The sequence below is a fragment of the Pseudomonas sp. F-14 TE3623 genome (assembly GCF_053629015.1).
Genome location: NZ_JBRJHM010000001.1, coordinates 4,377,795 through 4,403,598, shown reverse-complemented (window position 1 = coordinate 4,403,598; position 25,804 = coordinate 4,377,795). Strand labels below are relative to the sequence as shown.

The window sequence follows — 25,804 nt, the reverse complement described above, 5'->3', positions numbered from 1 at the left end:
CCTCAAGGTTTTGGGGTGACGGAAAGGAGCCACGTCCCTTTGCGTCGCCCCATTTTTTGAAAGCCACTGATAGCAGTAACCTTCTCTGACTCCGGCTTACATTGTGTAGGCTATCGTTCGTTCAAGCGGTGATGCTCTCGAACGTAACGGTTCAGCCCTGGCAGGTCCTTGATAATGATCTTGCCGTAGAGCGGCTCTATCAGGCCCAACCCTCTCAGTTCGTTGACCACTCGATTGACGCTTTGGCGTGTGCTTCCAACCATGAGGCCTATATCTACTTGAGAAAGCAGTAAATCGATCCCTCGATCAGAAGGCTTCTGCAGGTCACTGAGTTGAGCAAAGCGGGACGCGATTCTTGCCGCGACTGGCAAGGTCAGCAGCTCCTCGATCAACTGAAGTGCTACCCGCAAGCGACGGTTGATCTGGCATGCGAGTGCCGTTTCAACTTCATGATGCTGTTCGCGCAGCAGTTTCAAGTCACTCGCCGACCAGACCCTCAATTTGGTTTCTCCCCGGGTAGTCAGCGTGACGGGGGAGGGCTCGTCATCAGTCACGGGAGCATCGGCTACTATGTCGCCGGGTCCGTAGACATAGAGCAGAACCTCCTGGCCATCCTCGGTGAGAATGCATTTGCGGATGGCCCCGGAAACGATCTGGAAAATTTCCGTTACTCGATCGCCGTTTTGATACAGGATCTTCGAATCGGCAACGGTTCTTGGATGAGCGCATCGCAGAACGGTATCCCGTACTTGAGGGCTCAGTTCATCGATCCAGTTGAAGCCTTTCATTTTTGGTGGCAGCTCCATTGTAGGCAATGTGCATCGGAATCCTGATGGAAAGCGATGTCGATCCGGGCCTGGCCGGTCGCGCTTTCGGATGTCTCGTCCTGGTTCGTTTTCGAGAGTCGTCAACCTCTCCTTTATCGCGCAATGCGTTGGACGATCCAGCGGCTGAGGGGCGGCGGCGCGAGACGAGTGGCGATCGCTAGAAATCCGGCTTGCAGGCCGACAGTCCAGTGGGTTTTGTGGATGCATCGTTTTGCCGTCGCGCAAGCCCATACCGTGGATGCGACGTCATGTGGTGTGAGCCGAATGCCCAGCGATTTGGCGCTGGGGATACGACCGTAATCATCAGCCATTGCGGTCTTTACGAAGCTCGGCCAGATATCACTCACGCGGATGCCGAACTTGCTCCATTCGAGGTCGAGCCCTTCGGTGAATCCGCGCACGGCGAACTTGGTCGCCGAGTAGGTTGCCAGTTCAGGCTGGCCATAGATTGCGGTGGCCGAGGCCATATTGATGACATGAGAGAAGGGCGTCCCTCGCAGGTATTGGAAGGCGCTGTGGCAGCCGGTGATCATTCCCAGAACGTTCACGTCAAGCATTGCATGGTGTCTGGTCAACGGAACGGCTTCAAACTGCCCGGCTGTGAGAATCCCCGCATTATTGAGCAGCACGTCAAGCCGCTGGCCGCTTTGCGCCCAGAAATCCGTAAGTACCCGTTCCCATGCTGCAGGATCGCTTACGTTGAGAGCTCCAGAGATGGCGTTTCCCTCTCCCAAGGTCGCGGCGACCGCGGCGACACCCTCTGAATCAATATCGTATAGACCAACGAACCAACCGCGCTGCGCAAACAACTCAGCGCAGGCACGACCGATTCCGGAAGCAGCGCCTGTGACGAGGATTGCTGGCCTCCATTCTGGAAGAGGGGATCCGGACGGATTCCTGGTGGCCGGATTAATCTGTACCACAGTGATGTGCGGTTTCATTTTATGAAGTTCCCTTCAGGTGCTGGTTGGTGCATTACTCGGGGGGGGCGAGCCATAAGAGTACATATTGCGATGGTAATATAACAGTGTTATGTTTGTCGTATAACAGTGTTATTTTGTTCCTCCGGCTGATTTGATGACTGTCCGGAGGCTACTGATGGGGGGCGCGCTTGCTCTCCACGCTTGTCCCGGAGGATCTAAGAGATGACGAAGACGCATACGCCGCCCGAGCACCTTGAAGTGGAGCCCCGAGGCTCTGTCCTGGTTGCGCGGCTGGATGGAGGTCCACACGGGCTGATGGGGTTGGAGATGGCCAATGAGCTTTCGCAGCTATTGGACAAGCTGGAGTCCGATACCGCGGTAAAAGCGGTGGTGCTCACCGGAACTCATCCTGAGCGTTTCATCGGTCATGCAGACGTTCGTTGGCTACAGGAAGGTGGAAAGAGCATCCCGTCGGTCGGGCGCACTGCTGCCTCGGCTATCGCTCGAACTGCAAAGAGCGTTCGCGGAGTTCCGCCTTTGGCGGCAGCTGCGTCTCTGACACCGCTGGAGGGCGGGATGCAGCTTGACAAGCTGCACGACACTTTTCTGCGGATGAACCGCAGCGGCGTCATTTTCATCGCCGCTCTGAACGGGTCTGCGCTGGGGCTGGGCAGCGAACTCGCGCTAGCGTGCGACGCCCGCCTGATGGCGGATGGCGATTTTTTCATCGGGCAGCCAGAGGTGCTTCTTGGAATACTTCCCGGTGGCGGGGGTACTCAGCGATTACCACGGCTGGTCGGTGCCCATCGAGCGCTTATGCTGATGCTCGAAGGCAGGCCGGTGTCGCCACAGAAAGCGCTCGAAATAGGGTATATCGACGAAGTGGTTGCTCCGGATGCGCTGCTTGAGCGAGCCATTGAGCTGGCCCGGTATCTGGGCTCTCGACCCAAAGGGGCCATTGAGGCTATCAAGCGGGCTGTGTACTTCGGCGGATCAGCCACTCTCGATGAGGGGTTGCACATGGAGCGCACCGAATTCATCAAGATCTCGCCTTCCGAGACTGCGCAATCGCTAATGGTCGAATACCTTGAACGCACCGTTCGCGACGGCAATGTGCCGTTCTACAGCCCGGCCATTTTCGAGCAAACGCTCGAGCAAGGCTCCTTGCCCCTGCAAGGCGGGGGAGGCAGGAAATGAATCAAATGTCACAGCTTCCCTACCCATTCACTCGCCAGGACATCCGCTTTGACTCGGGTGAAACCTACTGTTCGGCCTGGCTCTACCTGCCAGTCGGAGTAGAGAAACCGCCGGTTGTAGTACTCGGTCACGGACTCGGTGCGGTTCGCGAGATGCGCCTCGACGCCTTTTCTGAGCGATTCGCCGCTGCGGGAATCGCTACATTGGCCTTTACCTACCGTTATTTCGGAGACAGTGGTGGTCGCCCCAGGCAGTTGATGTCTGTGAAGCGGCAACTTGCTGATTGGGATGCGGCGCTGGACTTCGTCAAAGGCTGCGCGGATGTCGATGGGAGACGGGTTGCCGTATGGGGAAGCTCGTTTGGGGGAGGGCATGCGATCACCGTGGCCAGTCGGCATCCCGAGTTACTGGCTGCCATCAGTCAGTGCCCCTTTACCGACGGTCTGGCCTCCGCCGCCGCACTGGGTGTGAAGGGATCGCTGCAGGTAGCCCCGGTGCTCTTGCGGGATTTTGCGGCCAAGCTGCTGGGTCGTCCGCCAGTGATGGTGCCAATCGCTGCCGCTCCCGGTCAGCCGGCCTTGATGAATGCCCATGATGCCCTGCCGGGTTATCTGGCCTTGGTGCCGAAAGGGATGGTGTTCGTCAATCACGTCGCCGCGCGGGTGCTCCCGGAGATCATGGCTTATCGACCCGGACGCTCCGCCTCCAAGGTGAAGTTTCCCATCCTGTTTTGCGTCAGCACCACTGACACCGTCACGCCACCGGAACAGACGATTGCTCTGGTGCGCAAGGCGCCGCATGGAGAGACCAGGCTTTATTCCGCTGGGCATTTCGAGTTCTACATGGGCGAGGCGTTCGAAGAACTGGTGAAGGATCAGACCCAGTTTCTGACGAAACATCTTCTCGGCTCTTCAACCTACTGATTCAAGCGTTTTCGTCACTTTGCAGAGAGAACAACAATAATGTGTTTTTCCAAGCTTTCAGATTTACGCGCGGTGTCAGAGCCTGATGGTCTGTGCATCGCTGACGACAGCAGCAACCTGACTAACCGGCAGTTCCATTCCCGGGTCCTCGCAGCGGCGGGAGTCTTCGCGGATAGGGGTGTAGGCGTTGGAGACGTCGTCGCCATCATGTTGCCCAACCAGGTGGAGTTTGTAGTGGCGATGTTCGCCGCCTGGCGTCTGGGGGCGGCGGTCACGCCGATCAATCCTGGGCTTACCAACAAGGAAGCAACCCATCAACTGGTTGATTCGGGGGCGAAGCTGCTCATCAACGTCAGCGGCGAAGTCATAGTCCCGAATCTGCAGTCCCTGCCTGTCGCCACTCTGGAAAGGGGGGCGTCCTACACCGGCGTACCCTTTGAAGAGCCTGGCGCACTGGCACTGTTGATCTACACCAGTGGCACTACCGGCCTGCCGAAGGGCGTGATGCTCGATCACGCCAATATTGAGGCCATGTCGGAAATGGGGCGAAACTCACTCAAGGTCACGGCAGCAGACCACTGTTTATTGATACTTCCACTCTTTCACGTAAACGGCATTGTGGTGAGCACGCTCGTCCCGCTATCAAGCGGTGGTCGGGTTTCGATTCGCAAGCGTTTCAACGTCGACACGTTTTTTGAGGATGTCGAGTGGCTTCGACCCACGTACTTCTCTGCAGTGCCAACCATCTACGCAATGCTTAACGCGTTACCTCATGAGGTAAAACCTTATACCTCCAGTCTTCGGTATGGCATCTGCGGCGCGGCGCCTGCATCGGCGGAACTACTGAAAAAATTTGAAGCTCGCTTCGGTTTTCCGCTGCTTGAGGGATATGGCCTGTCCGAAGGCACGTGCGCTTCGACCATCAACCCCTTCGACGGCCTACGCAAGGTCGGTACGGTCGGGCTGCCCTTCATCGGGCAACGCATTGCAATCGCCGACCCGAGCGGTGTGCATTTGCCGCAGGGCGCCACTGGCGAGGTGCTCGTTCAAGGTCCTAACGTCATGCGTGGTTACCTTGGGAAGCCCGAGGAAACAGCGAAGACCATCGTCGATGGCTGGCTGCACACCGGCGACATTGGCCGGATCGACGAAGGCGGCTATCTGGTCATCGTCGGGCGCCTTAAAGAGATGATCATTCGCGGCGGCGAGAACATCTACCCGAAGGAGATCGAGGATGTGTTGTTCGAATTTCCGGGGGTTCTTGAAGCAGCAGTGATTGGTGTCCCTCACGAGACCCTTGGCGAAATTGTTGTTGCCTACGTCGCGTTTCGTACGGGATTCGCCGGTACCCCGGAGGACTTGAGCGAGCACTGCACTGATCGGCTGACGCGTTACAAAAGACCTTCCACGATCAACATCATCGACAGCCTGCCAAAGAATGCCGTGGGCAAAGTCGACAAGCTGAGGCTGCGCAAGATGTGGGCCGAATATGTCGATTGACAGGCAATTACCTGAAGGACTTTAGGCGCAAAGCAATCGGCACGTAGAAGGGGACACATCATGAAAAACGCAGACTTCGACTGGCTGGTGATTGGATCGGGATTTGGCGGCAGCGTCTCGGCGCTGCGCCTCGTGGAGAAAGGCTATCGCGTTGGGGTACTCGAGCGCGGCCGTCGCTATCGCGACGAAGACCTTCCAAAGTCGGCCTGGCAGTTCAACAAGTATCTGTGGGCACCCGCATTGGGTTTGAAGGGCATCATGCGCATGTCGCTGTTTCGCCATGTCTTTTTTCCCAGCCAGTCGGGTGTCGGTGGCGGCAGCACCGTGTATGGCGGTGTGTTGTACCGCGCCAAGCCAGAGTTCTTCGAAAACGTGCAGTGGCGGGAGCTCGGCCACTGGGAAAGGCTATTGCAGCCTCACTACGATACGGCCGAACGCATGCTTGGAGTAAAGACGGTGCCATTCGACTCGACGAACCAGCAACTGGCCCGGGAGATGGCGCAACACTTCGGAACCGAAGACACATTCACTCGAGCACCCACCGGAGTGTTCTTTGGCGAACCGGGCAAAACCGTCAAGGACCCCTATTTCGGTGGGGAAGGGCCTGACCGTACCGGGTGTATACGTTGCGGCGCCTGCATGGTGGGATGCCGCGTCGGTGCCGTGAACTCGCTGGTGAAAAACTACCTGTGGTTCGCAGAGAAACGTGGCGTGCAGATATTGGCAGAGCATGAGGTCGTTGATGTGAGCCCACTCGGGGCAGCCGATGGTAGTGACGGCTACCGTGTGACCGCCCAGCGCCCCGGCGCCTGGTTCACCCGTGATCGCCGTACTTACACCGCCCGCGGAGTGATCTTCGCCGGCGGGGCTCTCGGTACCAACGAATTATTGGCCAACTGCAAGCACGGCGGCTCGTTGCCCCGGGTCAGCGATCGCCTTGGTGAACTGGTGCGCACCAACAGCGAATCGGTTCTGAACGTGCGCCTGCCCGAGGACCGCAAGACCTGGAACGATGTTACCGCCAGCAGCAGTGTGCACGTCGATCAGGATACCCACATCGAGTTTCTCACCTACGGTCGCAACGCCGACTTCCTCAGTTTGCTTTGCACGTTGCTGGTCGGTAAGGGTAACCGCGTGACGCGGCCGCTGAAGTGGCTGGGGAATATCGTGTTGCACCCAGCGCGATGGCTCAAGTCGCTATGGCCATGGGGCTGGAGCCGACGCATGGTGATGCTGTTAGTGATGCAGACATTGGACAATGCGATCGCACTTCGCCCCAGCAAGCGTTGGCTGGGTCGCGGCTACCGCCTCGTCACCGAGCAGAATCGCGACAAGCCAAATCCGACTTACATCGAGATGGGCAACCAGGCGGCTCAATGGTTGGCCAGGCACACCGGCGGTATTGCCCAGAGCAACGTACTGGAAGCGCTGGGCAACATTCCGACAACAGCCCATGTGCTGGGCGGTGCCGTGATCGGCGCCGATGCCCAAAGCGGCGTGATTGATCAGAACCTACACGTTTTTGGTTACCAGAACATGTTGGTTTGTGACGGCGCTGCGATGCCTGCAAATCCTGGGGTTAATCCTGCGCTGACCATCACGGCACTCGCCGAGTACGCAATGGCGCAGATTCCACAGGCCCGCAATAACGAAGGTGTTCATGAGCGAGGTGAGGCGGTAGCTACGAAACCGTCCAGTGGCGTGCTCAGCCATCCTGATAATCAGCGCGTGGCCTCGATACAGATCCCTATCCTGCTGCGCATATGAGCATTGAGCCGCAAAGCATACAAGCATCTGTCATGACCGGTTCCTTCTCTGCATGAGCGAACCGGTTGACCCGATCTCTGAACATGCCGAGTGGCTGCGTACTTGAACTGAAATACTGTTCGCTCCGCGTTACTGCAGGGTTGCGCGGTTTTTTCAAGGTTCTAGCGGAGGTGCCTACCCGGCAATTACGCCAGCAGTAGAAGATTCCACTTTTTCGCGCTTCGCTCCCAAGCCGACAACAATGTTGTTACACGTCGCTACCAGGATCTGCGAAGCAGGATTTTCCATGCCTGAGAAGTGGCCGGCGAGTTCGAGCATGATGAATCCATGCGCGGCACTCCACAGCTGTGGCGCAATGAGGGCAGGATCGATTTTGCGAACGCATTTGGCATCAACCAAGCGAGCGCACGCGTTGATCAGAATCGCGTATGTCGCCTTGAAGGCTTCCGATTGCCCATCCGCAATCGATTTCATGGCACCTCGTGAGGGGCTATATCTGCCGTCAATCGAAAGGCCAAACATTAAGTCGTACAGATGGGGATTGCTTCGTGCAAGGTCTCGGCAAGCCAGGAGCATCGCACACAAGTCGGTTATCGGATCATCCGTGATTGGCACACGCTTGAAGACTGCAGCCAACCGCTTGAATCCCTCATCAGCGACTGCTTGTAGAAGTTCCGGCACTCCGCCGAAGTGTGTGTAAACCCCCATCGTCGACAGGCCGGCTTCGCTCGCTACCGAACGGGCCTTGACTTCGGACGGGCCGTTAGTCGCAAGCACACGGATGGTTGCCTCGACGAGGCGGGTGGGGGCATTAGGAAGTGAGTTATCAGTGGTCATGTTGCAATACTGCCATAACGGCGTTATGTTAATCAAATAACAGCGTTATATGGCTGGCGCGACTGGAAGCTTGCTCAGAAAGCGATCTGAACACAGCAAGCGCAATCCGATAGCCGGGAGCCACAGGGCCAATCTCATACTCTGCAAATGGCATCAGGCCGACAAGAAAATTCGCTCAATCATGAGGATTCAGACAATGCGTACGCTCAAAGCAGGTGTCTTCGGACTCACCCTGGCAGCAGCAGTCATCTCATCGGCACTGTGGGCAGACGATAATTCGCCCGTTGGTCTGTGGCAAAACATCGACGACGTCAGTGGCAAGCCGAGGGCATTGATTCGAATCACCGAGTCCGATGGCACTCTGAAGGGCGTTATCGAAAAAGCGTTTCCCGCCCCGAGCGAAGACCAGAATCCGAAGTGCGGCAAATGTGAAGGCGTGAACAAGAATGCGTCGATTGTAGGCCTGACCATTCTCACCGGTTTGCGCAAGGACGGCGAAGAATACACCGATGGCGAAATCCTCGATCCGGATAACGGCAAGGTCTATAGCAGTAAAGTCCACCTGACCGACAACGGTAAAAAACTCAGCGTGCGCGGCTACATTGGCACGCCGCTGCTGGGGCGTTCACAGACCTGGGTACGCCAAGAGTAAGGAAGTACGATGAAAGCATTCATTATCGAACGCTATGGAAAAAAAGTTGCGTTACGGGCGACCGAAATTCCAGAACCTGAATTGGGCAAGGATGACGTTTTAGGGATTCCTGAAACTGGTCATGGGCCTGTTGAGTTACGGGATCAGGAAAAAAGCTAAACGCCGTGGCGTCAGCTATTCATTCCTTTACATGAAAGCCAGCGGTGACCAGTTGCGTAAGCTTACTGCGCTCATCGATTCCGGTGTCATACGCCCGGTGGTGGACCGGGTTTTTCCATTCGAATCGACCCCGGATGCCTTGGCTTATGTTGAAACCGGTCGGGCAAAAGGCAAGGTCATCGTCAAGGTGAAATAACGAGACGACCCCATGTTCGAAAATTTCGAAACGCACCAAATTACCGTAGGCGATGTGGAAATTGCCTGTGTTGCAGCGGGTAAAGGCGAACCCATCCTGATGCTCCACGGTTTTCCGCAGACCATGGCGCTCTGGGCACGCATCGCACCTGGGCTGGTCGCGCGTGGCTATCGGGTTGTCTGTGCTGATTTGCGTGGGTATGGGGCATCGGATAAGCCGCCGCTTCAAGCGGATCTATCCAATTACGGATTTCGCGCCATGGCCGCGGATCAGGTCGGACTGATGCGTGTGCTCGGACATGAACGGTTCCATCTTGTTGGACACGACCGTGGCGCGCGCACTGCATACAGGATGACACTGGATCATCCAGACGTGGTGGCGAGCGTCACGCTGATGGACATCGTTCCTACGGCTGTGATGCTGACAGATCTGCGCAAGGACATAGCCCACAGTTACTGGCATTGGTTTTTTCTTTCTCAGCCCGCACCCTTTCCGGAGCGCATGATTGCGGCGGATCCCGATTTCTTTTTCGAGAGCTGCCTTTTCGGCTGGGGTGCCGCAGGGCCGGAGGATTTTGATGCTGACCAACTGGCGGCGTATCGGAAAGACTGGCGTGATCCGGCAACGATCGCTGGGTTTTGCAACGACTATCGCGCCGCACTCACTGTGGATCTGGAAGACGATATGTCCGATTCCGGGCGACGCATTTCCGCGCCCGCGCTGATCCTCTATGGCGCCTCAGGTGCGATGGCCAAGCACTATGATTTACCCGCCACTTGGGTGGATCGCTGCACGATGATGGAGGCTTCTGCGATAGTGGGCGGACATTTTTTTGCTGATTCCCGGCCGGACGAGGTCATTGAGCGAGTCGCCGCATTTTTGGCAAGCCATCCCTTGCAATCTTGCTGAAAACCTCCCGTGCATTCTTTGTCCTCGCCAGCACGGTAGGCGAGGGTAGCGGTTTGTAGCGAATGGGTCAGGCGATCTGCTGGCGGCAGGGCTTGGTCAGTCCTCCATGGGTAACTGAAACCTGGCTCGATAAGCCCCCGGAGTGAATCCAACGCGCTCACGAAACAGGCGTGCAAACGAGCTGATATCACTGTAACCGACATAGTGCGCGATTCGCTCGGTACTCAGGTCGCCAGCCTCCAGTAAAGCTCGCGCCGTATCAACGCGTAGGTTCTGCAGATAAGTGAGCGGTGACTGCTCAAGCACCTTATTGAAGCGGCGTATCAATGTACGTTCGCTGACGGCCAACTTCTGCGCCAGGTCTGTCATGCGCACCTGTTCCGCCAAGTGATCCTGAAGCCACTTTTGCGCGCGTTGAATCAAGGGATCATTGTGGGTCTTGTCGGCGATAAGCGGCTGGAAAGGTGTCTGCGTCGTTTGAGTCAAATCGATCAGCATGCTGCGGGCGCATTGCCTGGCGATGGCCTCTCCCGCGAATTTGTTAAGCACGTGAACCGCTTGCAACAAAAATGTGGCATGTGCGCCGCCACACACCAGACGTTCAGATTCAGTCACCACAGGACGCATTTGCAGATCAACCTTCGGGAATCTGCTGCGGAAATGCCCCTCCAGCCACCAAGTGGTCGTCGCCACTTTGTTGTCCAGCAAACCCGTCTCAGCAAGCAGGAAGGTACCCGTGCAATTGGCACAGAGCCATGCACCATTTCGCCATTGGCTAACCAGCCAGTCACGAACAGCTCCCTGTTTTTCCAGGAAGCCCTGGAAATGCTGCCAGCCGCAATAATGCAGGCTGGGAATAAAGACCAAATCATAATGCTGGTTCTTCGGCAGCGCCCGCATGCCAAGCTCGAGGCCATTGCTCGCGCGCACAGGCCGGCCGTTCTGCGATATGAAATGCCATTCAAACAGACCTGACGGTGGCATCCCCTGTTTTGACATGTGCGCGTTGGCAACCTGAAGCATGTCAGCAAAACCTCCCACAACGGAGGCATAGGAATCGTCAAAACCCAGAATCGCAACGGTGGTCATGGCGGAACCTTTTTTTGCATGGATGGCGATATTCGCATATTTACCGTCGTTTTTGCCTATTACGTCATTCCATCAGTTTCCATACCGTTCACATCACGTTGCTTCCCCAGGCTACAGAAGAGATAACCATGACCCATCTTGCCAATACTTCGGTCAATGCGACTGTTACGCGTCACCAGGATCGCCTGTATCACGACCTGGATACCCCGCAGGAAATCCTGGCTATCCGCCAGGAGATTCGTCGCTTCGCCGACGAACATGTCGCCCCGGTGGCTTACGCCATTGGTCACACAGAGGAGTCCGTTGCAGCGTTCCCCCGTGACTTGTTCGCCAAAATGGCCAAGGCTGGTTTATTCGGCATTCCCTTTGCCACCGATGTTGGCGGGCGAGGGCTCAAATACCCCACCGCAGCCACTGCCGTGATGATCGAGGAGCTGGCCTACCATTCGAACTCGGTGGCCGCCATCGTGGACGTGCACTGCATTCTCGCGGGTAATGCGCTGAACCACGGGGCGGACTCGATCAAGCAACGCTATCTCAGGCCTTTGCTCAGCGGTGACAAGATCGGGAGTTTCGCGACTACCGAGCCGGATGCCAGTACCGACTTGAGCGTTGAGGCCATGGGCACCCATGCTACGCGCACCGAAGATGGTTACATCGTCAACGGCCGCAAGCGTTTCATTTCCAACGCCCCAGTTGCCGACTTTGTTGTACTGCTCTGTGTCGATGGCGCGCGCATGACCGAGTTGGTGGTCGAGTTGAATTGGCCAGGTGTTCGTGTTGGCGAACCCGACAAGAAAATGGGCAACCATGGCCAACTGACGGCGGACATCTACTTCGACAACGTCAAAGTGCCCATGACGAATGTTGTTGGCCAGCCCGGTGAAGGTCTCAAGATAGCGTTGCAAACACTGACGTTCGGGCGCATCGGGATTGCCGCCAGCGGGACCGGCATGGCTCAGGCATTGTTTGATCACAGTATCGCGCGGCTCAAGACGCGCCGGGCTTTTGGCAAAGCCATTGCGCAGTTCCAACACTGGCAGTTCAAGATGGCTGAACGCGCCACTGAAATCGAGAACGCCCGCAACCTGTATCTCAAGGCCGCTTTACGCATGGACGAAGGACTCGCTTTCCCGGAGCCCGAGGCCGCAATGGCCAAATGGTACGGCACCAACCTTGCTGGTGAATTCGCCCGCGACGCGGTACAGATCTTTGGTGGCTATGGCTTTATGCGCGAGCTCGCGGCGGATGGTTCGCACTACCGTGTCGAAGAGATCTATCGCGATTGCAAGATCGCCGAAATCTATGAGGGAACCAATGAGATTCAAAAACTAGTCATCGCACGCGCAATCTTCGGCAAAGACATCACCGGCTGATTGGATGGCCAACCTAATGGAGAGCTGTCCAATGCACATTCTCATTATCCATGCGCACAACGAGCCGCAATCGTTCAATGCGGCCATGAAAGATCTGGCGGTTGAAGAACTGCGGGGGCAAGGGCACTCTGTCGAAGTGTCTGACCTGTATGCCATGAGTTGGAATCCGGTCGCCAGCGCAGCTGATTTTGGCAGCCGCGTCAATTCCGAGTACCTGACGTATGCCTTGGAGCAGCGTCACAATTGCTCGCAACGCACACTGGCACCGGACATCCAGAAGGAGCTGGACAAGTTGCTGGAGGCCGATCTGGTGATCTTCAACTTCCCAATCTATTGGTTCTCGATGCCGGCGATCATGAAAGGCTGGATAGACCGAGTATTGGTATCTGGCGTCTGCTATGGCGGAAAGCGCTTTTACGATCAGGGCGGCCTGGTTGGCAAGAAGGCCATGCTCGCCATCACTGTCGGCGGTCAACCACACATGTTGGTAAGCGGCGGTGTGCACGGTGAACTCAACGACATGCTCCGACCCATCCTGCGTGGAACGTTGGCCTATACCGGAATGACAGTGCTTCCGACCTTTGTTGCCTATCACGTACCGTACATTTCCCAGGAAGCACGTGTCACTCAGTTAGCGATGTATCGACAGCACCTGCGTTCGCTGGACACACTGCAAGGGCTTTCATTCGTCTCACTTGATGAGTTCGATGAGAAATTGCACCCGATTTCCGCTCCGAATCCCTAGCAGACACCACGTTTGCCTACATAGTTTTCTCACCATCGGTATCCCTATAAATCTCTGGTTTCGTCTTCTGCTTCTGCTGTTTCGTAGACGCTGGCGTAAGCCGGTCGATGGACGGCGTGGTCGTGATGGGAGGTCTTTTCCGCTCTGCAGACGGCACGATTCCACCTGATGATTTCGTCCGAGAGTTGGGAATAGCAGAGCGCCCGCCCGTGATGTCCAAATGGTTGACAGACTGGTCGCAAAGTTGCGATGACATGAGCCGGCAGCTTCGAAGTGAAGAGGGGCTATCTGACCTGAGTCGCAGTTAACGTGGTGGGCCATTTCCAGTCTGACCGCTAGAGCCAGGGATCACGTCCTTTCTCTTCTTGATACCCACTGAAAACAAGTCCAGAATCAAGTCTTTTCCTGCTTAGGCAAGAAAAGAAACCCCTTATATTTCAATGGGTAGGACGCCAGATGAGAGTCTCGTTTCCCGCTCCAAGCATTAAAAAATGGATCTCTGAAAAGAGGTCCATTTTTTTTCGTCCAAAGAAAAGTTTTTCATTGATTCTTTCCGCAACATCCTCTGAAAACATTCAAATCCAGCCCCAATTGGTAGCTCTTCACAATGGCCGCTTTCGAAAGCAGTCGGCTCCCATACCGGCGGAAAGTGCGTGGTTAACTGACAGCACAATTTATAAAGTTCTGCAGGAAAATCGAGTTGTCACTGCGACGCCAAGCGAGTGTCAGTCGGGCGATGGGTGATACATCATTTATCTCTTTGAAAACCACCCCTGCGGCATGCACTTGCTGCATCGAAGCCGGTACAAGCGAAACCCCCAGTTCTGCCGCTACCAAATGCACGACAGAGGCCAGTTGAGGAGCGCTTTGTCCCAGAATCGGATCAAAGCCTGCATCGCGGCAAGCAGCGATGACGGTGTCGAATAAGGTAGGTCCTACTTCTCTGGGATAGAGAATGAAAGGGTCCTGGCTGAGATCTTTCAGACTCAATTTTTTCTGGCGTGCAGCCACATGATCTTTTGGCAGAACCGCGAGCAACGGTTCCTCCGAAAGAGTTCGCATCGTCAAATGATCAGCTTCAGCTATTCCTGGGCGAATAAAAACTGCGTCCAGGTCACCTTCCTTAAGGCCTGCCATTAATCGAATGGTATTGCTTTCCTCCAAGGTCAAATCGACGTTCGGGTAGGCCCGCCGAAAATTACGAATCGCCGCCGCCACGACCGGATTGAAACTTGCGGAGGCAGTGAAACCTATGCGCAGCGCCCCTAACTCGCCCCGAGCGGCTCGTTGAGCCGCATGCATTGCGCGCTCTACCTGAGCCGGTATGTTTCGAACCAGGTCATGAAACGCCTGCCCAGCCGCGGTCAGCTCTGCGCCTTGCGGAATTCGGTGAAATAACCGGGTGCCCACCTCACGCTCCAAATCGCGTATCTGCAGGCTCAATGGCGGCTGTCCGATGCCGATTTGCTGAGCAGCACGGGTGAAATTCTGCTCTTGAGCGACGGCTAGAAAGTAGCGGATGTGACGCAGCTCCATAAATGTAAGCCCTATAGGTATTTGTAAAACATATGAAGATCGACAGTTCCATACAATAGTCCATTGGGATTTGTCTAGCTATGGTGGTTCACGCCGGCAAGGATCACAGCACGCCTTGCGGCACCTCACCACCTCTGGAGTAGAAAATGTCCGTACGTCTGCGCAGTGCTCTTTTCACGCCGGCAACACACCCTGAACGTTTTGCCAAAGCCGAGGAGGTGGGCGCCGATTTTTTGATCATTGATCTGGAAGACGCGATAGCGCCTAAAGACAAAAAAAGTGCTCGTGCTGCCACGTTCAACACACTCAATGCGGCCATGGAAACGCCGTTCCCTTGCATTATTCGTATCAACGGGCTGGATACGTCTGCCGGTCTTTATGACGTGCTTGAACTGTTGGCAAGCCGGGTTCAACCTGAATATCTGCTGCTTCCCAAAACCGAATCCGCTGCACACCTTCAGATAGTGGACCGTCTGCTTAGCGAAAAAGGGCTGAGCACTCAGTTGATCGGCTTGATCGAAAGCGCAGTCGGGCTCAAGGCAGTTTCAGACATCGCTCATGCGACGCCCCGACTCGCTGCACTCATGTTCGGGGCTGCGGATCTGGCGGCGGATCTAGGCTGCGGACCCTTTGCAGCGAACCTCACGCACGCACGTGTATCGCTTGTAAGCGCGTGCGCGACAGCAGGTATCGCCGCTATCGATTCTCCTTTTTTCGATATCCGCGACTTGGCCGGGCTTGAGCGGGCGGCACTCCAGGCCGCCGACATGGGGTTTTCCGGTAAAGCGGCGATCCACCCAAACCAGATTGCTGCCATCAATCAAGCCTTCACGCCAACCTTGGATGAGATCGCCGAAGCGCGGGCCATTCTGATCGAAAACCGTCGGGGCGTCGGGCAAGTAAAGGGGGTGATGGTCGATGAGGCGGTCGCTCGCCAAGCCCGTCGAGTGCTGGCCCGCGCAGGCCAATCCACTGAGGTGTAAGGACCAGGAAACCTGATCCCATGCACTATCGAGCTTTTCCAGGCTGACAAAGAATCTCTATCAGGTTGTCTCGTAACGCGTTCTTTTCACGCGGGTTGCGTTTTACGCACACTCGCAAATCACGCTTGGCCCAGCCTTCTACAAGATCGATAACCTGAAGGCGATCCAGGTCTGCAGGCTCTAACGCTGAGCGTGGCGCGATGCCGATACCCGCTCCCGATGAGACCAGCCGGGCAATCGCTCGAAACCCGGAGACCTGGACGCGCACGTCTAACCGCCCGCCAAGGGCGCTGGCGTGATTCATCAAAAAGGTGTGCAGTGCTGCGCCCGATTGAAGGCTGATGAATGGGAGCCCCAGGCATTCGGCGAAGCTGACCGAATGCAGTTTGGCGAATCGCCCGTTTAGCGGTGCTAACAAGACTAACTGGTCCTCTCTGTAGGGTAGAAATTCCAAATCCGGATGGTCGGACTCCAGGGCTACGACTCCAATGTCGGCACGGCCTGAGGACACGGCTGAAATAATGTCATGGCTCAATCGCTCCTCAAGGGTGATACGGACATTGGGGTACTTGGAGAAAAAGCGCGCCAAGTCATCCGGTAAATATGAGCTGATGGCATTGTTGTTGGCAAAAAAGGTCACGTGACCGATCAAACCGTTGGCGAACGGCTGCAGGTCAGTGGTCATTTGCTCCAACTGAGCCATACAGCGTCTTGCGTGCTCGACGAGCACATGACCCGCCGGGGTCAGGCCTACGCCTCTGGCCTGGCGCAGCAGCAAGGGTGTACCAAGGCTGGCTTCAAGCCCTTTTATGCGCAAACTGACAGAGGAGGGGGCTAGATTGCACCGCTCGGCGCCCCGCGACAGATTGCTTTCCTGCGCAACGGCCAAGAAGACCTTCAGGTCGGTCAAGTCGTACAACATTGCGTTAGTCCCCGGCGAAATCATGATGGATTTTTCTAATTTAACCTTTTAAAAGTAATCTTGTGTTTGTATTTGACAAACACTGTCTTCGTAAAAGCTCGCTGCTCCCTTGACCGTTCCATGCACATACTTGCGCATGCAAATCGTCAATGGGAGAACCTGATGTCCACTACAAAACCTCTGCAAGGCATTACCGTCGTTTCCATCGAGCAGGCGTTGGCGGCACCTTTGTGTACCTGCCGTTTGGCGGAGATGGGCGCAAGGGTCATCAAGGTCGAACGCGCAGAAGGGGACTTTGCGCGGGGTTATGACGACGCTGCCAAAGGTCAGTCTTCGTACTTTCTGTGGACCAACCGAGGCAAGGAATCGCTGGTACTGGATTTCAAGAATGCCGACGACGCGACGCTGCTGAAACGGATTATTGCCAGCGCCGATGTCTTTGTTCAAAACCTGGCTCCCGGAGCCCTTGCTCGCGCAGGATTTGAAAGCTCGGAACTGCGCGCACTGAATTCACAATTGATCACCTGCGACATCAGCGGCTACGGAACTGAGGGTGCCGCCAGTGGTTTAAAGGCGTATGACCTATTGGTCCAATGCGAAAGTGGTCTGGCCGCCATCAGCGGTTCACCTGAGGGATATGGCCGTATCGGCGTATCGATATGTGATATCGGAGCAGGTTTGAATGCTGCGATTGGCGTGCTTTCGGCGTTGCAGTTACGAGAACGAACCGGGCAGGGCTCCGGGATTTCCGTTTCGTTGTTCGATGGTGCTGCGGACTGGATGACTATTCCCTACCTGCACGAGATTTATGGCAATGGAGCTCCTACACGCCAGGGGCTGCGCCACCCTTCAATTGCTCCATACGGTGCTTATACCACTGGCGATCAGCGAGACATCGTGATCAGCATTCAGAACGAACGCGAATGGCAGCAGTTCTCTAACCTGTTCCTTGAAAGCACTGGCGCATCTACTGATCCTCGTTTTGCATCCAACACAGAACGCGTCCGTAACCGAGACGCGCTGGATGCGCTCATCAGTGCGTCCTTCTCCACCCTGAGCGCCGAACAGGCGATCCACAAACTGGGTCAGGCCAATACCGCTTTTGGTCAGGTGCGCTCCGTGGCCGAGATGGCAGAACATCCAGGCCTTCGTAAATGGCCGATGGCAGTCGAGACTGGTGAAGTCGAGATGATTGCTCCTCCGGTACGCGCTCCTTGGGACGAACAGCGATTCGAAAAAGCTCCGCTCCTGGGCGAACACAGTGATCGCTTGCGCGAAGAATTCCAGACGACAGCAACACAGAACAAACAAGAGGAGGTCCCTGCATGAGCACTATTGATCTTCAACACCTTCGCCAATGGATCGGCAAGACCCATGTCGACCACGATGTCCTGTCTTCACGCCATGCGCGTTTGATGGCTGCAACGCTGGGCATCCCACAAGGCGATTTGGTCTCGGGTTATCCATTGCCGCCATTGTGGCACTGGCTGTATTTTCTTGATGGGCTTCCGCCTGAAAAGTTGGGGCGTGACGGTCACCCCGCGCGAGGTGGCTTCTTGCCTCCCGTGCCGCTGCCGAATCGCATGTGGGCCGGTGGACAGCTGGAGTTTAGGAAAGCGTTGCCGCTGGATGGCAGCGTCGAGAAACGCTCCAGTATTGTTTCGATCGAGCACAAGCAAGGCCGCAGCGGCGAGTTGGTATTTGTAACTGTGCTGCATGAGATCTTGCACGCTGGGGAAGTAGTCATATCCGAGCACCACGACATCGTCTACAAAGAAGCGACTCCGCCCGGCTCAAGCAAGCCATTGACCACCATGCCGCAAGCCATTCACTCCCGTGAATTCTTGCCTGACTCGACCACCTTGTTCCGCTATTCAGCTCTGACATTCAATGGCCATCGCATTCACTACGATGCTGATTATTGCCGAGACGTTGAGGGTTACGGGAGTCAAGTGATACATGGTCCGCTGAATGCGACTCTGCTGGCTGGTTATGCTGAGAGTATCGCCGGAAAGCCGGTTAAACACTTTAATTATCGTGGGCTTCAACCCGCCATGCTGGGAGCGAAGCTATCTCTGAATGCCGTGCATGAAGGCGATGACTTGCTGTTATGGGTCAGTTTGCCTGATGGCGCAGTTTCGATGCAGGCACGCGCAAGTTTTTGAATCTGCATTGCAGTGAAGAATACACGATGAAGTCACATCAAGGCGTTTGACGTTTCAGTTTAAGTAGACTTTATCCTAAATGGTTTTATTAATTGATTAGATGATCAAACAAGCAGTCTGTGCGAGCCGCTTTTCTCTTCGCATGGACTGTTGTTGGGCTGGTGGTTTGGCGCGTAAACGCGTCAACGGATTATTTCCGCTCGTGGAGATTGAAATGACAATAATAAGCAAGGCTGATAAAAGTGCTGTCAAGCGTCCTCCCATCACCAATAAAGCACGAGCCCGAGCGATACTCGGAGCTTGCTCGGGCAATTTGGTTGAATGGTATGATTTTTTCATTTATGCCTATACCTCTATCTATTTTGCTTCGCTGTTCTTTCCGGCAGGAGATCAAAACAGTCAACTGTTAGCGACAGCGGGGATTTTTGCTGTCGGCTTTTTTATGCGCCCCCTCGGTGGCTGGATATTTGGTTACATTGCGGATACGCGCGGTCGAAAAATATCAATGATTATTTCGATTTTCATGATGTGTGGTGGGTCTTTGATGATCGCGATCATGCCAACCTATGAGTCGATTGGTGTCGCGGCCCCCATCTTGTTGGTTATAGCCAGGTTGATGCAGGGACTCTCAGTAGGCGCGGAGTACGGAACAGGTGCCACTTACATCAGTGAAATGTCGACCCCCGGGCGCCGATCATTTTTCGGTTCATTCCAATACACCACAATTATTGCAGGTCAGCTACTTGCGCTGCTGACGGTGGCTGTTCTTCAGCACGTATTGCTTCCTGAAGAGTTGAAAGCCTGGGGTTGGAGAATTCCATTTTTCATCGGAGCGATTAGCGCCATTGTAGTCGTGTTTTTACGTCGATCCATGACCGAAACAGCCTCAGTAACAGAAATGAAGAGTAAGGAGGCCGGCTCTATTCGAGCGTTGTTAAAGCATAAGCGAGCGGTGATTTTAACGGTGGCCATCACCATGGGGTGTTCGCTGTACTACTATACGTTCACATCCTATATGCAAAAATACTTGGTGCTTTCGGTGGGGATGGATGCGGGGACGGTAAGTTTTATCATGACGTCTGCCTTAGTATGCTTCATGATTTGTCAGCCATTTTTCGGCATGCTGGCAGACCGTATTGGAGTGAAAAAAAGCATGATGATATTTGGTGGTTTGGCAACAGTGTTGGTTGTGCCGATCTTAACCACGTTAAAGACGGTATCGAGCCCTTATGCGGCCTTTGCACTAATTATGTCTGGTCTTCTTGTTGCCGCATTCTATACACCCGTCACAGGTGTACTTAAAGCGGATCTTTATCCCGCCTCGGTCAGGGCGTTGGGGGTTGGTCTACCTTATGCGATCGGTAATGCATTGTGTGGCGGTACCGCGGAGTATGTGGCATTGATGCTTAAGTCGATGGGGATTGAAAGTTACTTCTTCTATTATGTGGCGGCGTTAGTGTGTGTGACGTTCATTGCTTCGATGTTAATGCCTGATTTGCGTAAGCATGGGTACCTGGATGGCACTGGAAGTGTTGAGGAGAATTTTACGGGGTCGCCTGGGTACGGTCGTAGTGCACACTCGTAAATTAGATGTGAGGTAACTATTGCGCCTTTGCCACTGTTGCATGTGCCACGCACACATGAGGCAGTGGTTTTTTGATGATTTGGGCACCCGTGACCCAAGTGTGCGGACAGGGACCGAGTCGGCTGACAGCGAGGGTGCTCAGGTTGCGATGTAGAGGGGGCGCCTTACCTTCGCTGTTCATGGCCAGTTAAGCCTTTGGGCCAGGTCGGTGATCAGTCGTTGGGCAGGTGCAGTTGCACTTCCATGGCGTCATGAAGGAGTCTGACGACCTCGATCACGTCGTCGTTTGCCACACGATAGAACACGATATGGCGCGGGCTTTTGACCGTTCCATGGGTTTGTTTGGCCTGCTGGCGTGAGTAGTTGAGATGATAGCTGCGAAGACCCGGTGCAAGCTCATCGCGGTCGTGGCTGCCAATGCAATAAGGCGTATCGGCAATCGCTTGCAGCGCCGCGAGGATCAGTGCCTGGTAGCGCCTGGCGTGCTTGATCGCCGAACTGCGTCTGGGAGAGCCTGAGGATGTCGACAATGTCGGCGCGCGCCGCGTTGGAAATCCGATACGGCGGCATGCTCAGTGTTTTTCACGCGCGGGGAGGGTGGCCTCCAGGCTCAAACCCTCGAGGTAGCGCTCCAGATCCCCTTCGTTCAACTGCGTGAAGCGCCCGTACTCAAGATCCATGATGCCGATTGAGGTCGCCTGACGCAGGGCCTCAATTTTGGCGGCGTCTTCGGCGACACGCTGTTCCAATAAACGCAAACCTTCTCGCATCACTTCGCTGGCATTCTGATAACGGCCGGACTGCACCAGGTCCTGGATAACCTGTTCCTGGTGAGGGGTGAGCACAACGTTTCGCGTCGCCATAATTAGCTCCAGCTCTGGGCAAACAGGTTTTTTCGATCATTGGCATATTATGCCATTTTGCCCAGGAGCACCTAGCTAGAGAGCTGTATCTGACGAACTGGGGCGTACGGGACCATCCTTCGCGCGAACAGCGTGTACTGGCTCCGGACTGCATGTGCACCGAGTCCAAAAAGGGTGTTGCAGGCGGACGTCGGGGACAGCTTAATTAGTGTGGGCCTTGGGTCCTCAGCTTGGCCAAACCCTGCTTGATGTGTCTGGCGTTCTCCATTCGAGAGAGTGGGGAGCTTAGCCGCGGGAATGGCTGACAACAAAAAGCCCGCGCATGGCGGGCTCTCTGTATGGGGTCAAATCCTTTTGTCCGTTCAATCTGCGCTCCGTTGTGTGAGCACTTCGTGAAAAGCATGTCGCTGGAACGAAAAAGCCGGCACTTAGCCGGGCTTTCTGTCGATGGGGCCAAATCCCTTTGGCTGACCGCATTGTGCTTGGTGGGTGTGACGAAGGCATGACAGGGCGGATACGAAAACGCTGGCAAAAGCCCGCGTAAGGCGGCCTCTCAGTCACCACCACGGTAGCGGCTCAACCTCAAACAGCACTTGAGAAAGATGCAGTGCTGATGCAGGAACAGCCTCTGGCCCTGTCAGCTGACGACTCAGCTCAGCAGAAAGATCATTGATTTCGGATTGACGTCACCTTTCCAACGAAGCGGGCTAGTTGAGACTATGCTCATCGCTACTGCAAGCAATGTATTGGTTTCAATTGTCGGCCGCCAAGGAAAGGAGTCTGTATGTGTTTAGTTCTTTATGCTTGGTTCTATAATTGGAATGGCCGAATGAGCAGTCTGATAACACGTGTCAATCGGCGCATTTTGTTCATTGGCGACACAACGTCAGTCCGTGAGAGTTTCCGCGAGACTCTCGGTCTTGCCGCGTATGCCGAAGATAGCTTGGCGTCCGCTGAAGAAGTTTTGTTCGGCAGTGCCGCAGGGGCTTTCATCGGCAGCGCCTCCCGGGGGGCGGCTAGTGCTACAAACCTGCGCGCCTCATCAGTTTCGCCTGCGATGTTGGCATTGGCATGACCGTCGAAGGCGTGGAAGCCCTAGAGCAACAAACCTCACTGATCTCCGCCGGCTTGCCGATGAATGCTCAGGGCTACTGTTTCAAAGCGGTTAGCGGCCAGCACGCGGCACAACACTTGATGGTAATAGCCGGTAGCAGCGTGCTGCCTCCCGCCACTGACGCCGCAACTCTAGTGATCAAAGACTTGCACCGTCCGGTGGAGGTCGCGAGATGACCCCATCGTCAGTTGTGACTAACCGGCGCATCCTGATTATTGACGACACGCCTTCGATCCATGAGGACTTTTTCAGGATCCTCAGCCCCGACTCCGCGAGTGTGTTGTCTCTGGCCTGCTCCGAAGAGGCGTTGTTTGGCACCGCGCAGCCCACGCGACCGACCTTCAGCCTCGACTCGGCTTACCAGGGCCAGGAGGCCCTCATGCTGGTCGAACAGGCCTTGGCCGAAGGCCGGCCTTACGCCATGGCATTCACAGACATGCGTATGCCGCCCGGCTGGGACGGTCTGCAAACCATTGAACAGTTGTGGAGAGTTGACCCGCACCTGCAGATCGCACTGTGCACCGCTTACTCCGACTACTCTTGGGAAACCATGGCGAAGCGTCTGGAACTCGATGATCAGTTGTTTATCCTGAAAAAGCCCTTCACTGCTCTAGAAATCCTCCAGATGGCCAATGCTTTGACTTGGAAATGGCAAATGGCTCGGAACGCAATGGCCAAAACGCTCAGCATTGAGCTCGGCAATGAGGCGCGCGCGCAGGAGTTACTGAGAATTTCCCATCTTCTCCAGTACGATTTACTGACCGAACTGCCCAATAGCACCTTACTCGGCGACCGTTTGACCCAGTCGATTTTGCTTTCCAAGCGCCACAACAAACAACTGGCGGTGATGTTTCTTGGACTCGATCGTTTCAAACGCATCAACAATGCCCTTGGCTACCCGATCGGCGATGAAATGCTCAAGTTGGTCGCTCAGTGCCTGGTCAATACCGTGCGGCAGTCGGATTCAGTGTTTCGCTATGGCTCCGATGAGTTCGTTCTTATCCTGGCGGATATTCTTCATCCCATGCAAACCAAAGGCATTGCGGAGAAAGTCTTGACCGCGTTGAGTGTTCCGCACCCTATCGCTGGTCATAATCTGAGCGTGACCGCAAGCCTGGGCATCAGCATCTATCCCGACGATGGTGAAGAGGCCCTGGCGCTGCTAAAGAAGGCGGAAACCGCCATGCGCAGCGCCAAGGAGCGCGGCCCGAACGATTTCAGCTTTTTTATCGATGACATGAACCAGCGCGCCCGAGAACAACAATACATCGAGTCGGGTATTCGTCTGGCCCTGGAGCGCAAAGAGTTCGCGCTGCACTACCAACCGAAGCTGGACCTCGAAAGCGGCAAGATAGTCGGTGCTGAAGCCCTGATCCGCTGGCTCCATCCGCTGCGAGGCTGGGTTTTTCCCGCCGATTTCATTCCAATCGCCGAGGACAGCGGTTTGATCGTTCCGCTGAGCAAGTGGGTACTGCGCGAAGCCTGCCAGCAAGCCCGTACCTGGCAGGTGAGCGGCCTGCCGCCGATCTGTGTGTCGGTGAATATTTCGGTCATCGACTTTCGCCAGCGCGGCTTTCTCGAAGGTATTCAGCAGGTGCTGGAAGAGACTGGCCTGGAGCCCAGCCTACTCGAACTGGAAATCACCGAAAGCGTGCTCATGCAAAACATCGATTCGACCATCGCGATTCTGAAGACCATCAAGGAGATGGGGGTACGGTTGGCTATCGATGACTTCGGTACCGGTTATTCAAGCCTGAGCTATCTGCGGCACTTACCCATTGATGTGTTGAAAATAGACCAGTCGTTTGTGCGCAACCTGAACACCGACAGTAATGATGCCGCCTTGGTCGACGCTATTATCAGCCTGGGTAAAAGTCTCAAATTGAACGTGATTGCCGAAGGCATAGAAACCAACGAACAGTTTGAGTTTTTGAAGGCTCACCAGTGCGAGGAGGGCCAAGGCTACTATTTTAGCAAGGCAGTAGACGGCCCGGCGTTTGCCACACTACTGAAAATTAACAGAGTGAACGCTGCACCTTATGAGTAATCCGAAACGAATCTTTACCCACAGTGTTGGTTTCCACCGCTGCGCCCTGCAGCGGTGGAGATAAATATCCATTTGACCTCCTCGACAACCAACGGCAATTGCCAAATGCATCACAAGTAAAGGCGGCGCAGATCAACATTCACAAGGTGCGAGGTTCTGTAGGGGGAATATTTCTACTGCATTTATCAGCGACGCAAGCTTCTCTCTGGCGGCGTGACCAAGTCTGCACCGGGTCAACGTTCCAGACTAACGAACGCAAAGTGCCGCAGGAATCACTGGGCAAGGTGCCTCATCTGATGAACGAACACGTCGACCTGAGCGATTTTCGCTGTCGGCAGGTGCATGTGGAGTTCTGGTGGTAAATCCCAAGGACGCTGGAGAACAGCATGAACACTAAACCGATCCACAAAATCTTGTGGCGCTTCGCCGGCTGCCTGACCGGGCTGGCGATGGTTGCCGCCAATCCAGCCCAAGCTGCCGACGGCGGCATCGCCGGCGGCCCTACCGCAAGCAATAGCATCGCCTTCAGCAACTCCTACGCGGGCAGCGATTTCCGTAAGGTGATGGTGCGCAACTGGCAGGAGATTGCGGTCCAGGCGCAAAAGGATGGCTTGATCCGGGAGGCTCCGGTGGTCAGCGCCAACAACTCGGCGTCGGAACAAGCGGCCCATATCCAGGACATGATCGTCAACGGCGTCAATGCTATCGTCATCCTGGCCGCGTCCGACACGGCCCTCAACGGGGTGATCCGGGATGCCTGCAACGCCGGCATCGTGGTGGTCGTCATGGCCAGCCTGGTCACCGAACGCTGCGTCTATACCGTGGACTACAACTGGTCCGCCATGGGCCGCGTGGAAATGGATTATATCGCCGAGCGCCTCAAGGGGAACGGAACGCTGCTAGAGATCCGCGGCATTGCCGGCGATGCCACCGATAAAAACATCAGCGACGGCATTCGCAAGGCCGCCAGCGACTATCCGGGCCTGAGGTTCGCCAAGACCGTCTACGGGAACTGGACGGCTTCCGTCGCACGCAAGGAGGTGGCGCTGGCGCTGCCGTCGCTGCCCAGCATTGATGCCGTCGCTACTCAGGGGGGCGACGGTTATGGCGCGGCCATGGCGTTCAAGGCGGCGGGACGCCCTTTGCCGATCATCGTGATGGGGAACCGTCAGGACGAACTCGCCCTGTGGAAACAGGAGCGCGATGCCAATGGCTACGAGACCGTCTCTGTCTCCGCTTCCCCGAGCGTCTCCCAGGTGGGGTTCTGGGTGGCCCAGCAGATTCTGGCGGGCAAGCAGGTGCCGAAGTTCGTCGAAGTGCCGTTGGTGCGTATCGATGCGAAAGACCTGGACGCCTGGCTCGCCACTATGCCGGTGGGCGGCGCCGCCAATCCTTCCTATAACCAGGCTTCCGTTGTGGCGATGATCGACGCGGCCATCAACAATACGGCGCCGCCGACGCCTTTGCCGGAGGTGACGAAGCAGTAGTG

The 25,804-nt window shown here is 55.7% G+C and carries 22 protein-coding genes and 3 pseudogenes; 17 read left to right on the top strand and 8 right to left on the bottom strand.

Annotated elements, in window-relative coordinates:
* Positions 1 to 110: 110 nt before the first annotated feature.
* Entirely contained in the window at positions 111 to 788 is a 678-nt protein-coding gene (locus tag AB7M29_RS20335; RefSeq protein ID WP_305489990.1) for a Crp/Fnr family transcriptional regulator, read from the bottom strand.
* A gap of 131 nt (positions 789 to 919) precedes the next feature.
* Complete coding sequence (locus AB7M29_RS20330; RefSeq protein ID WP_454247694.1) at positions 920 to 1,768, bottom strand: SDR family oxidoreductase; 849 nt, start codon at positions 1,766 to 1,768, stop codon at positions 920 to 922.
* A gap of 204 nt (positions 1,769 to 1,972) precedes the next feature.
* On the opposite strand from AB7M29_RS20330, the gene AB7M29_RS20325 reads away from it, so the two are divergent.
* The 4 genes from AB7M29_RS20325 to AB7M29_RS20310 are packed head-to-tail and all read left to right on the top strand — an operon-like array spanning position 1,973 to position 7,137.
* Complete coding sequence (locus AB7M29_RS20325) at positions 1,973 to 2,947, top strand: enoyl-CoA hydratase/isomerase family protein (protein WP_454247693.1); 975 nt, start codon at positions 1,973 to 1,975, stop codon at positions 2,945 to 2,947.
* A 5-nt stretch (positions 2,948 to 2,952) separates the two neighbouring features.
* Entirely contained in the window at positions 2,953 to 3,870 is a 918-nt protein-coding gene (locus tag AB7M29_RS20320; RefSeq protein ID WP_454247692.1) for an alpha/beta hydrolase, read from the top strand.
* Between the two features lie 39 nt (positions 3,871 to 3,909).
* Positions 3,910 to 5,370 (top strand): class I adenylate-forming enzyme family protein, encoded by a 1,461-nt coding sequence (locus AB7M29_RS20315; protein WP_454247691.1) that lies wholly within the window; start codon positions 3,910 to 3,912, stop codon positions 5,368 to 5,370.
* Positions 5,371 to 5,430: 60 nt separating this feature from the next.
* The gene (locus tag AB7M29_RS20310) at positions 5,431 to 7,137 is read left to right on the top strand and encodes a GMC oxidoreductase (protein ID WP_454247690.1); all 1,707 of its coding nucleotides are present in this window, start codon (positions 5,431 to 5,433) and stop codon (positions 7,135 to 7,137) included.
* A gap of 174 nt (positions 7,138 to 7,311) precedes the next feature.
* Here the strand turns inward: AB7M29_RS20310 and AB7M29_RS20305 are convergent, their stop codons facing one another.
* Positions 7,312 to 7,974: a TetR/AcrR family transcriptional regulator gene (locus AB7M29_RS20305; protein WP_454247689.1), complete on the bottom strand. Its 663-nt coding sequence runs from the start codon at positions 7,972 to 7,974 to the stop codon at positions 7,312 to 7,314.
* A 196-nt stretch (positions 7,975 to 8,170) separates the two neighbouring features.
* On the opposite strand from AB7M29_RS20305, the gene AB7M29_RS20300 reads away from it, so the two are divergent.
* From AB7M29_RS20300 to AB7M29_RS20285, 4 genes and pseudogenes are all read left to right on the top strand, one after another.
* Complete coding sequence (locus tag AB7M29_RS20300; RefSeq protein WP_454247688.1) at positions 8,171 to 8,626, top strand: DUF2147 domain-containing protein; 456 nt, start codon at positions 8,171 to 8,173, stop codon at positions 8,624 to 8,626.
* A 9-nt stretch (positions 8,627 to 8,635) separates the two neighbouring features.
* Entirely contained in the window at positions 8,636 to 8,785 is a 150-nt protein-coding gene (locus tag AB7M29_RS20295) for a hypothetical protein (protein WP_454247687.1), read from the top strand.
* Positions 8,736 to 8,981 (top strand): annotated as a pseudogene (locus AB7M29_RS20290) (zinc-binding dehydrogenase); the annotation flags it as partial. The gene AB7M29_RS20295 and the pseudogene AB7M29_RS20290, both read left to right, overlap by 50 nt.
* A 12-nt stretch (positions 8,982 to 8,993) precedes the next feature.
* A complete protein-coding gene (locus tag AB7M29_RS20285; protein WP_454247686.1) occupies positions 8,994 to 9,890 on the top strand; it encodes an alpha/beta hydrolase in 897 nt (298 codons plus the stop codon).
* Between the two features lie 96 nt (positions 9,891 to 9,986).
* On the opposite strand, the gene AB7M29_RS20280 is transcribed toward AB7M29_RS20285, so the two are convergent.
* Positions 9,987 to 10,979 carry a GlxA family transcriptional regulator gene (locus AB7M29_RS20280; protein ID WP_454247685.1) on the bottom strand — a complete coding sequence of 331 codons (993 nt, stop codon included), beginning with the start codon at positions 10,977 to 10,979 and terminating at the stop codon, positions 9,987 to 9,989.
* A gap of 128 nt (positions 10,980 to 11,107) precedes the next feature.
* On the opposite strand from AB7M29_RS20280, the gene AB7M29_RS20275 reads away from it, so the two are divergent.
* From AB7M29_RS20275 to AB7M29_RS20265, 3 genes and pseudogenes are all read left to right on the top strand, one after another.
* Positions 11,108 to 12,355: an acyl-CoA dehydrogenase family protein gene (locus tag AB7M29_RS20275; protein ID WP_454247684.1), complete on the top strand. Its 1,248-nt coding sequence runs from the start codon at positions 11,108 to 11,110 to the stop codon at positions 12,353 to 12,355.
* 31 nt (positions 12,356 to 12,386) lie between these two features.
* On the top strand, positions 12,387 to 13,100 hold the full coding sequence (locus AB7M29_RS20270; RefSeq protein ID WP_454247683.1) for an NAD(P)H-dependent oxidoreductase: 714 nt from the start codon (positions 12,387 to 12,389) through the stop codon (positions 13,098 to 13,100).
* Between the two features lie 113 nt (positions 13,101 to 13,213).
* Positions 13,214 to 13,408: pseudogene (locus AB7M29_RS20265) on the top strand (thioesterase); the annotation flags it as partial.
* A gap of 349 nt (positions 13,409 to 13,757) precedes the next feature.
* Here the strand turns inward: AB7M29_RS20265 and AB7M29_RS20260 are convergent.
* A complete protein-coding gene (locus AB7M29_RS20260; protein WP_454247682.1) occupies positions 13,758 to 14,636 on the bottom strand; it encodes a LysR family transcriptional regulator in 879 nt (292 codons plus the stop codon).
* Positions 14,637 to 14,782: 146 nt separating this feature from the next.
* On the opposite strand from AB7M29_RS20260, the gene ripC reads away from it, so the two are divergent.
* Positions 14,783 to 15,619, top strand: a complete 837-nt coding sequence (gene ripC, locus AB7M29_RS20255) for an itaconate degradation C-C-lyase RipC (protein WP_454247681.1) — start codon at positions 14,783 to 14,785, stop codon at positions 15,617 to 15,619.
* A gap of 25 nt (positions 15,620 to 15,644) precedes the next feature.
* Here ripC and AB7M29_RS20250 read toward each other — a convergent pair whose 3' ends face one another.
* Positions 15,645 to 16,541, bottom strand: coding sequence for a LysR family transcriptional regulator (locus AB7M29_RS20250; RefSeq protein WP_454247680.1), 897 nt, complete (start codon positions 16,539 to 16,541; stop codon positions 15,645 to 15,647).
* A gap of 162 nt (positions 16,542 to 16,703) precedes the next feature.
* Between AB7M29_RS20250 and AB7M29_RS20245 the strand changes: the two genes are divergently transcribed.
* The 3 genes from AB7M29_RS20245 (at position 16,704) to AB7M29_RS20235 (ending at position 20,291) form a co-directional block, all read left to right on the top strand.
* Positions 16,704 to 17,870, top strand: coding sequence for a CaiB/BaiF CoA transferase family protein (locus tag AB7M29_RS20245; RefSeq protein ID WP_454247679.1), 1,167 nt, complete (start codon positions 16,704 to 16,706; stop codon positions 17,868 to 17,870).
* On the top strand, positions 17,867 to 18,706 hold the full coding sequence (locus AB7M29_RS20240; RefSeq protein WP_454247678.1) for an FAS1-like dehydratase domain-containing protein: 840 nt from the start codon (positions 17,867 to 17,869) through the stop codon (positions 18,704 to 18,706). Before AB7M29_RS20245 ends, AB7M29_RS20240 begins: the two co-directional genes overlap by 4 nt.
* Before the next feature lie 214 nt (positions 18,707 to 18,920).
* Positions 18,921 to 20,291 carry an MFS family transporter gene (locus tag AB7M29_RS20235; RefSeq protein WP_454248741.1) on the top strand — a complete coding sequence of 457 codons (1,371 nt, stop codon included), beginning with the start codon at positions 18,921 to 18,923 and terminating at the stop codon, positions 20,289 to 20,291.
* A 212-nt stretch (positions 20,292 to 20,503) separates the two neighbouring features.
* Here the strand turns inward: AB7M29_RS20235 and AB7M29_RS20230 are convergent.
* Together AB7M29_RS20230 and AB7M29_RS20225 are read right to left on the bottom strand one after the other, a co-directional pair.
* A pseudogene (locus AB7M29_RS20230) lies at positions 20,504 to 20,861 on the bottom strand (type II toxin-antitoxin system RelE/ParE family toxin).
* A 2-nt stretch (positions 20,862 to 20,863) separates the two neighbouring features.
* Positions 20,864 to 21,154, bottom strand: coding sequence for a type II toxin-antitoxin system ParD family antitoxin (locus tag AB7M29_RS20225; protein WP_454247677.1), 291 nt, complete (start codon positions 21,152 to 21,154; stop codon positions 20,864 to 20,866).
* Positions 21,155 to 22,440: 1,286 nt separating this feature from the next.
* Between AB7M29_RS20225 and AB7M29_RS20220 the strand changes: the two genes are divergently transcribed.
* Together AB7M29_RS20220 and AB7M29_RS20215 are read left to right on the top strand one after the other, a co-directional pair.
* Positions 22,441 to 24,315 carry an EAL domain-containing protein gene (locus AB7M29_RS20220; protein ID WP_454247676.1) on the top strand — a complete coding sequence of 625 codons (1,875 nt, stop codon included), beginning with the start codon at positions 22,441 to 22,443 and terminating at the stop codon, positions 24,313 to 24,315.
* A 386-nt stretch (positions 24,316 to 24,701) separates the two neighbouring features.
* On the top strand, positions 24,702 to 25,802 hold the full coding sequence (locus tag AB7M29_RS20215; protein WP_454247675.1) for a substrate-binding domain-containing protein: 1,101 nt from the start codon (positions 24,702 to 24,704) through the stop codon (positions 25,800 to 25,802).
* Positions 25,803 to 25,804 lie beyond the last annotated feature (2 nt).

Coding starts and splice junctions, on each gene's coding strand:
- AB7M29_RS20225 (WP_454247677.1), bottom strand. CDS start 21,154: ATGGCGACGCGAAACGTTGTGCTCACCCCTCACCAGGAACAGGTTATC.
- AB7M29_RS20245 (WP_454247679.1), top strand. CDS start 16,704: ATGTCCACTACAAAACCTCTGCAAGGCATTACCGTCGTTTCCATCGAG.
- AB7M29_RS20275 (WP_454247684.1), top strand. CDS start 11,108: ATGACCCATCTTGCCAATACTTCGGTCAATGCGACTGTTACGCGTCAC.
- AB7M29_RS20315 (WP_454247691.1), top strand. CDS start 3,910: ATGTGTTTTTCCAAGCTTTCAGATTTACGCGCGGTGTCAGAGCCTGAT.
- AB7M29_RS20280 (WP_454247685.1), bottom strand. CDS start 10,979: ATGACCACCGTTGCGATTCTGGGTTTTGACGATTCCTATGCCTCCGTT.
- AB7M29_RS20330 (WP_454247694.1), bottom strand. CDS start 1,768: ATGAAACCGCACATCACTGTGGTACAGATTAATCCGGCCACCAGGAAT.
- ripC (WP_454247681.1), top strand. CDS start 14,783: ATGTCCGTACGTCTGCGCAGTGCTCTTTTCACGCCGGCAACACACCCT.
- AB7M29_RS20300 (WP_454247688.1), top strand. CDS start 8,171: ATGCGTACGCTCAAAGCAGGTGTCTTCGGACTCACCCTGGCAGCAGCA.
- AB7M29_RS20270 (WP_454247683.1), top strand. CDS start 12,387: ATGCACATTCTCATTATCCATGCGCACAACGAGCCGCAATCGTTCAAT.
- AB7M29_RS20310 (WP_454247690.1), top strand. CDS start 5,431: ATGAAAAACGCAGACTTCGACTGGCTGGTGATTGGATCGGGATTTGGC.
- AB7M29_RS20305 (WP_454247689.1), bottom strand. CDS start 7,974: ATGACCACTGATAACTCACTTCCTAATGCCCCCACCCGCCTCGTCGAG.
- AB7M29_RS20215 (WP_454247675.1), top strand. CDS start 24,702: ATGAACACTAAACCGATCCACAAAATCTTGTGGCGCTTCGCCGGCTGC.
- AB7M29_RS20335 (WP_305489990.1), bottom strand. CDS start 788: ATGAAAGGCTTCAACTGGATCGATGAACTGAGCCCTCAAGTACGGGAT.
- AB7M29_RS20220 (WP_454247676.1), top strand. CDS start 22,441: ATGACCCCATCGTCAGTTGTGACTAACCGGCGCATCCTGATTATTGAC.
- AB7M29_RS20285 (WP_454247686.1), top strand. CDS start 8,994: ATGTTCGAAAATTTCGAAACGCACCAAATTACCGTAGGCGATGTGGAA.
- AB7M29_RS20235 (WP_454248741.1), top strand. CDS start 18,921: ATGACAATAATAAGCAAGGCTGATAAAAGTGCTGTCAAGCGTCCTCCC.
- AB7M29_RS20260 (WP_454247682.1), bottom strand. CDS start 14,636: ATGGAGCTGCGTCACATCCGCTACTTTCTAGCCGTCGCTCAAGAGCAG.
- AB7M29_RS20295 (WP_454247687.1), top strand. CDS start 8,636: ATGAAAGCATTCATTATCGAACGCTATGGAAAAAAAGTTGCGTTACGG.
- AB7M29_RS20320 (WP_454247692.1), top strand. CDS start 2,953: ATGTCACAGCTTCCCTACCCATTCACTCGCCAGGACATCCGCTTTGAC.
- AB7M29_RS20250 (WP_454247680.1), bottom strand. CDS start 16,541: ATGTTGTACGACTTGACCGACCTGAAGGTCTTCTTGGCCGTTGCGCAG.
- AB7M29_RS20325 (WP_454247693.1), top strand. CDS start 1,973: ATGACGAAGACGCATACGCCGCCCGAGCACCTTGAAGTGGAGCCCCGA.
- AB7M29_RS20240 (WP_454247678.1), top strand. CDS start 17,867: ATGAGCACTATTGATCTTCAACACCTTCGCCAATGGATCGGCAAGACC.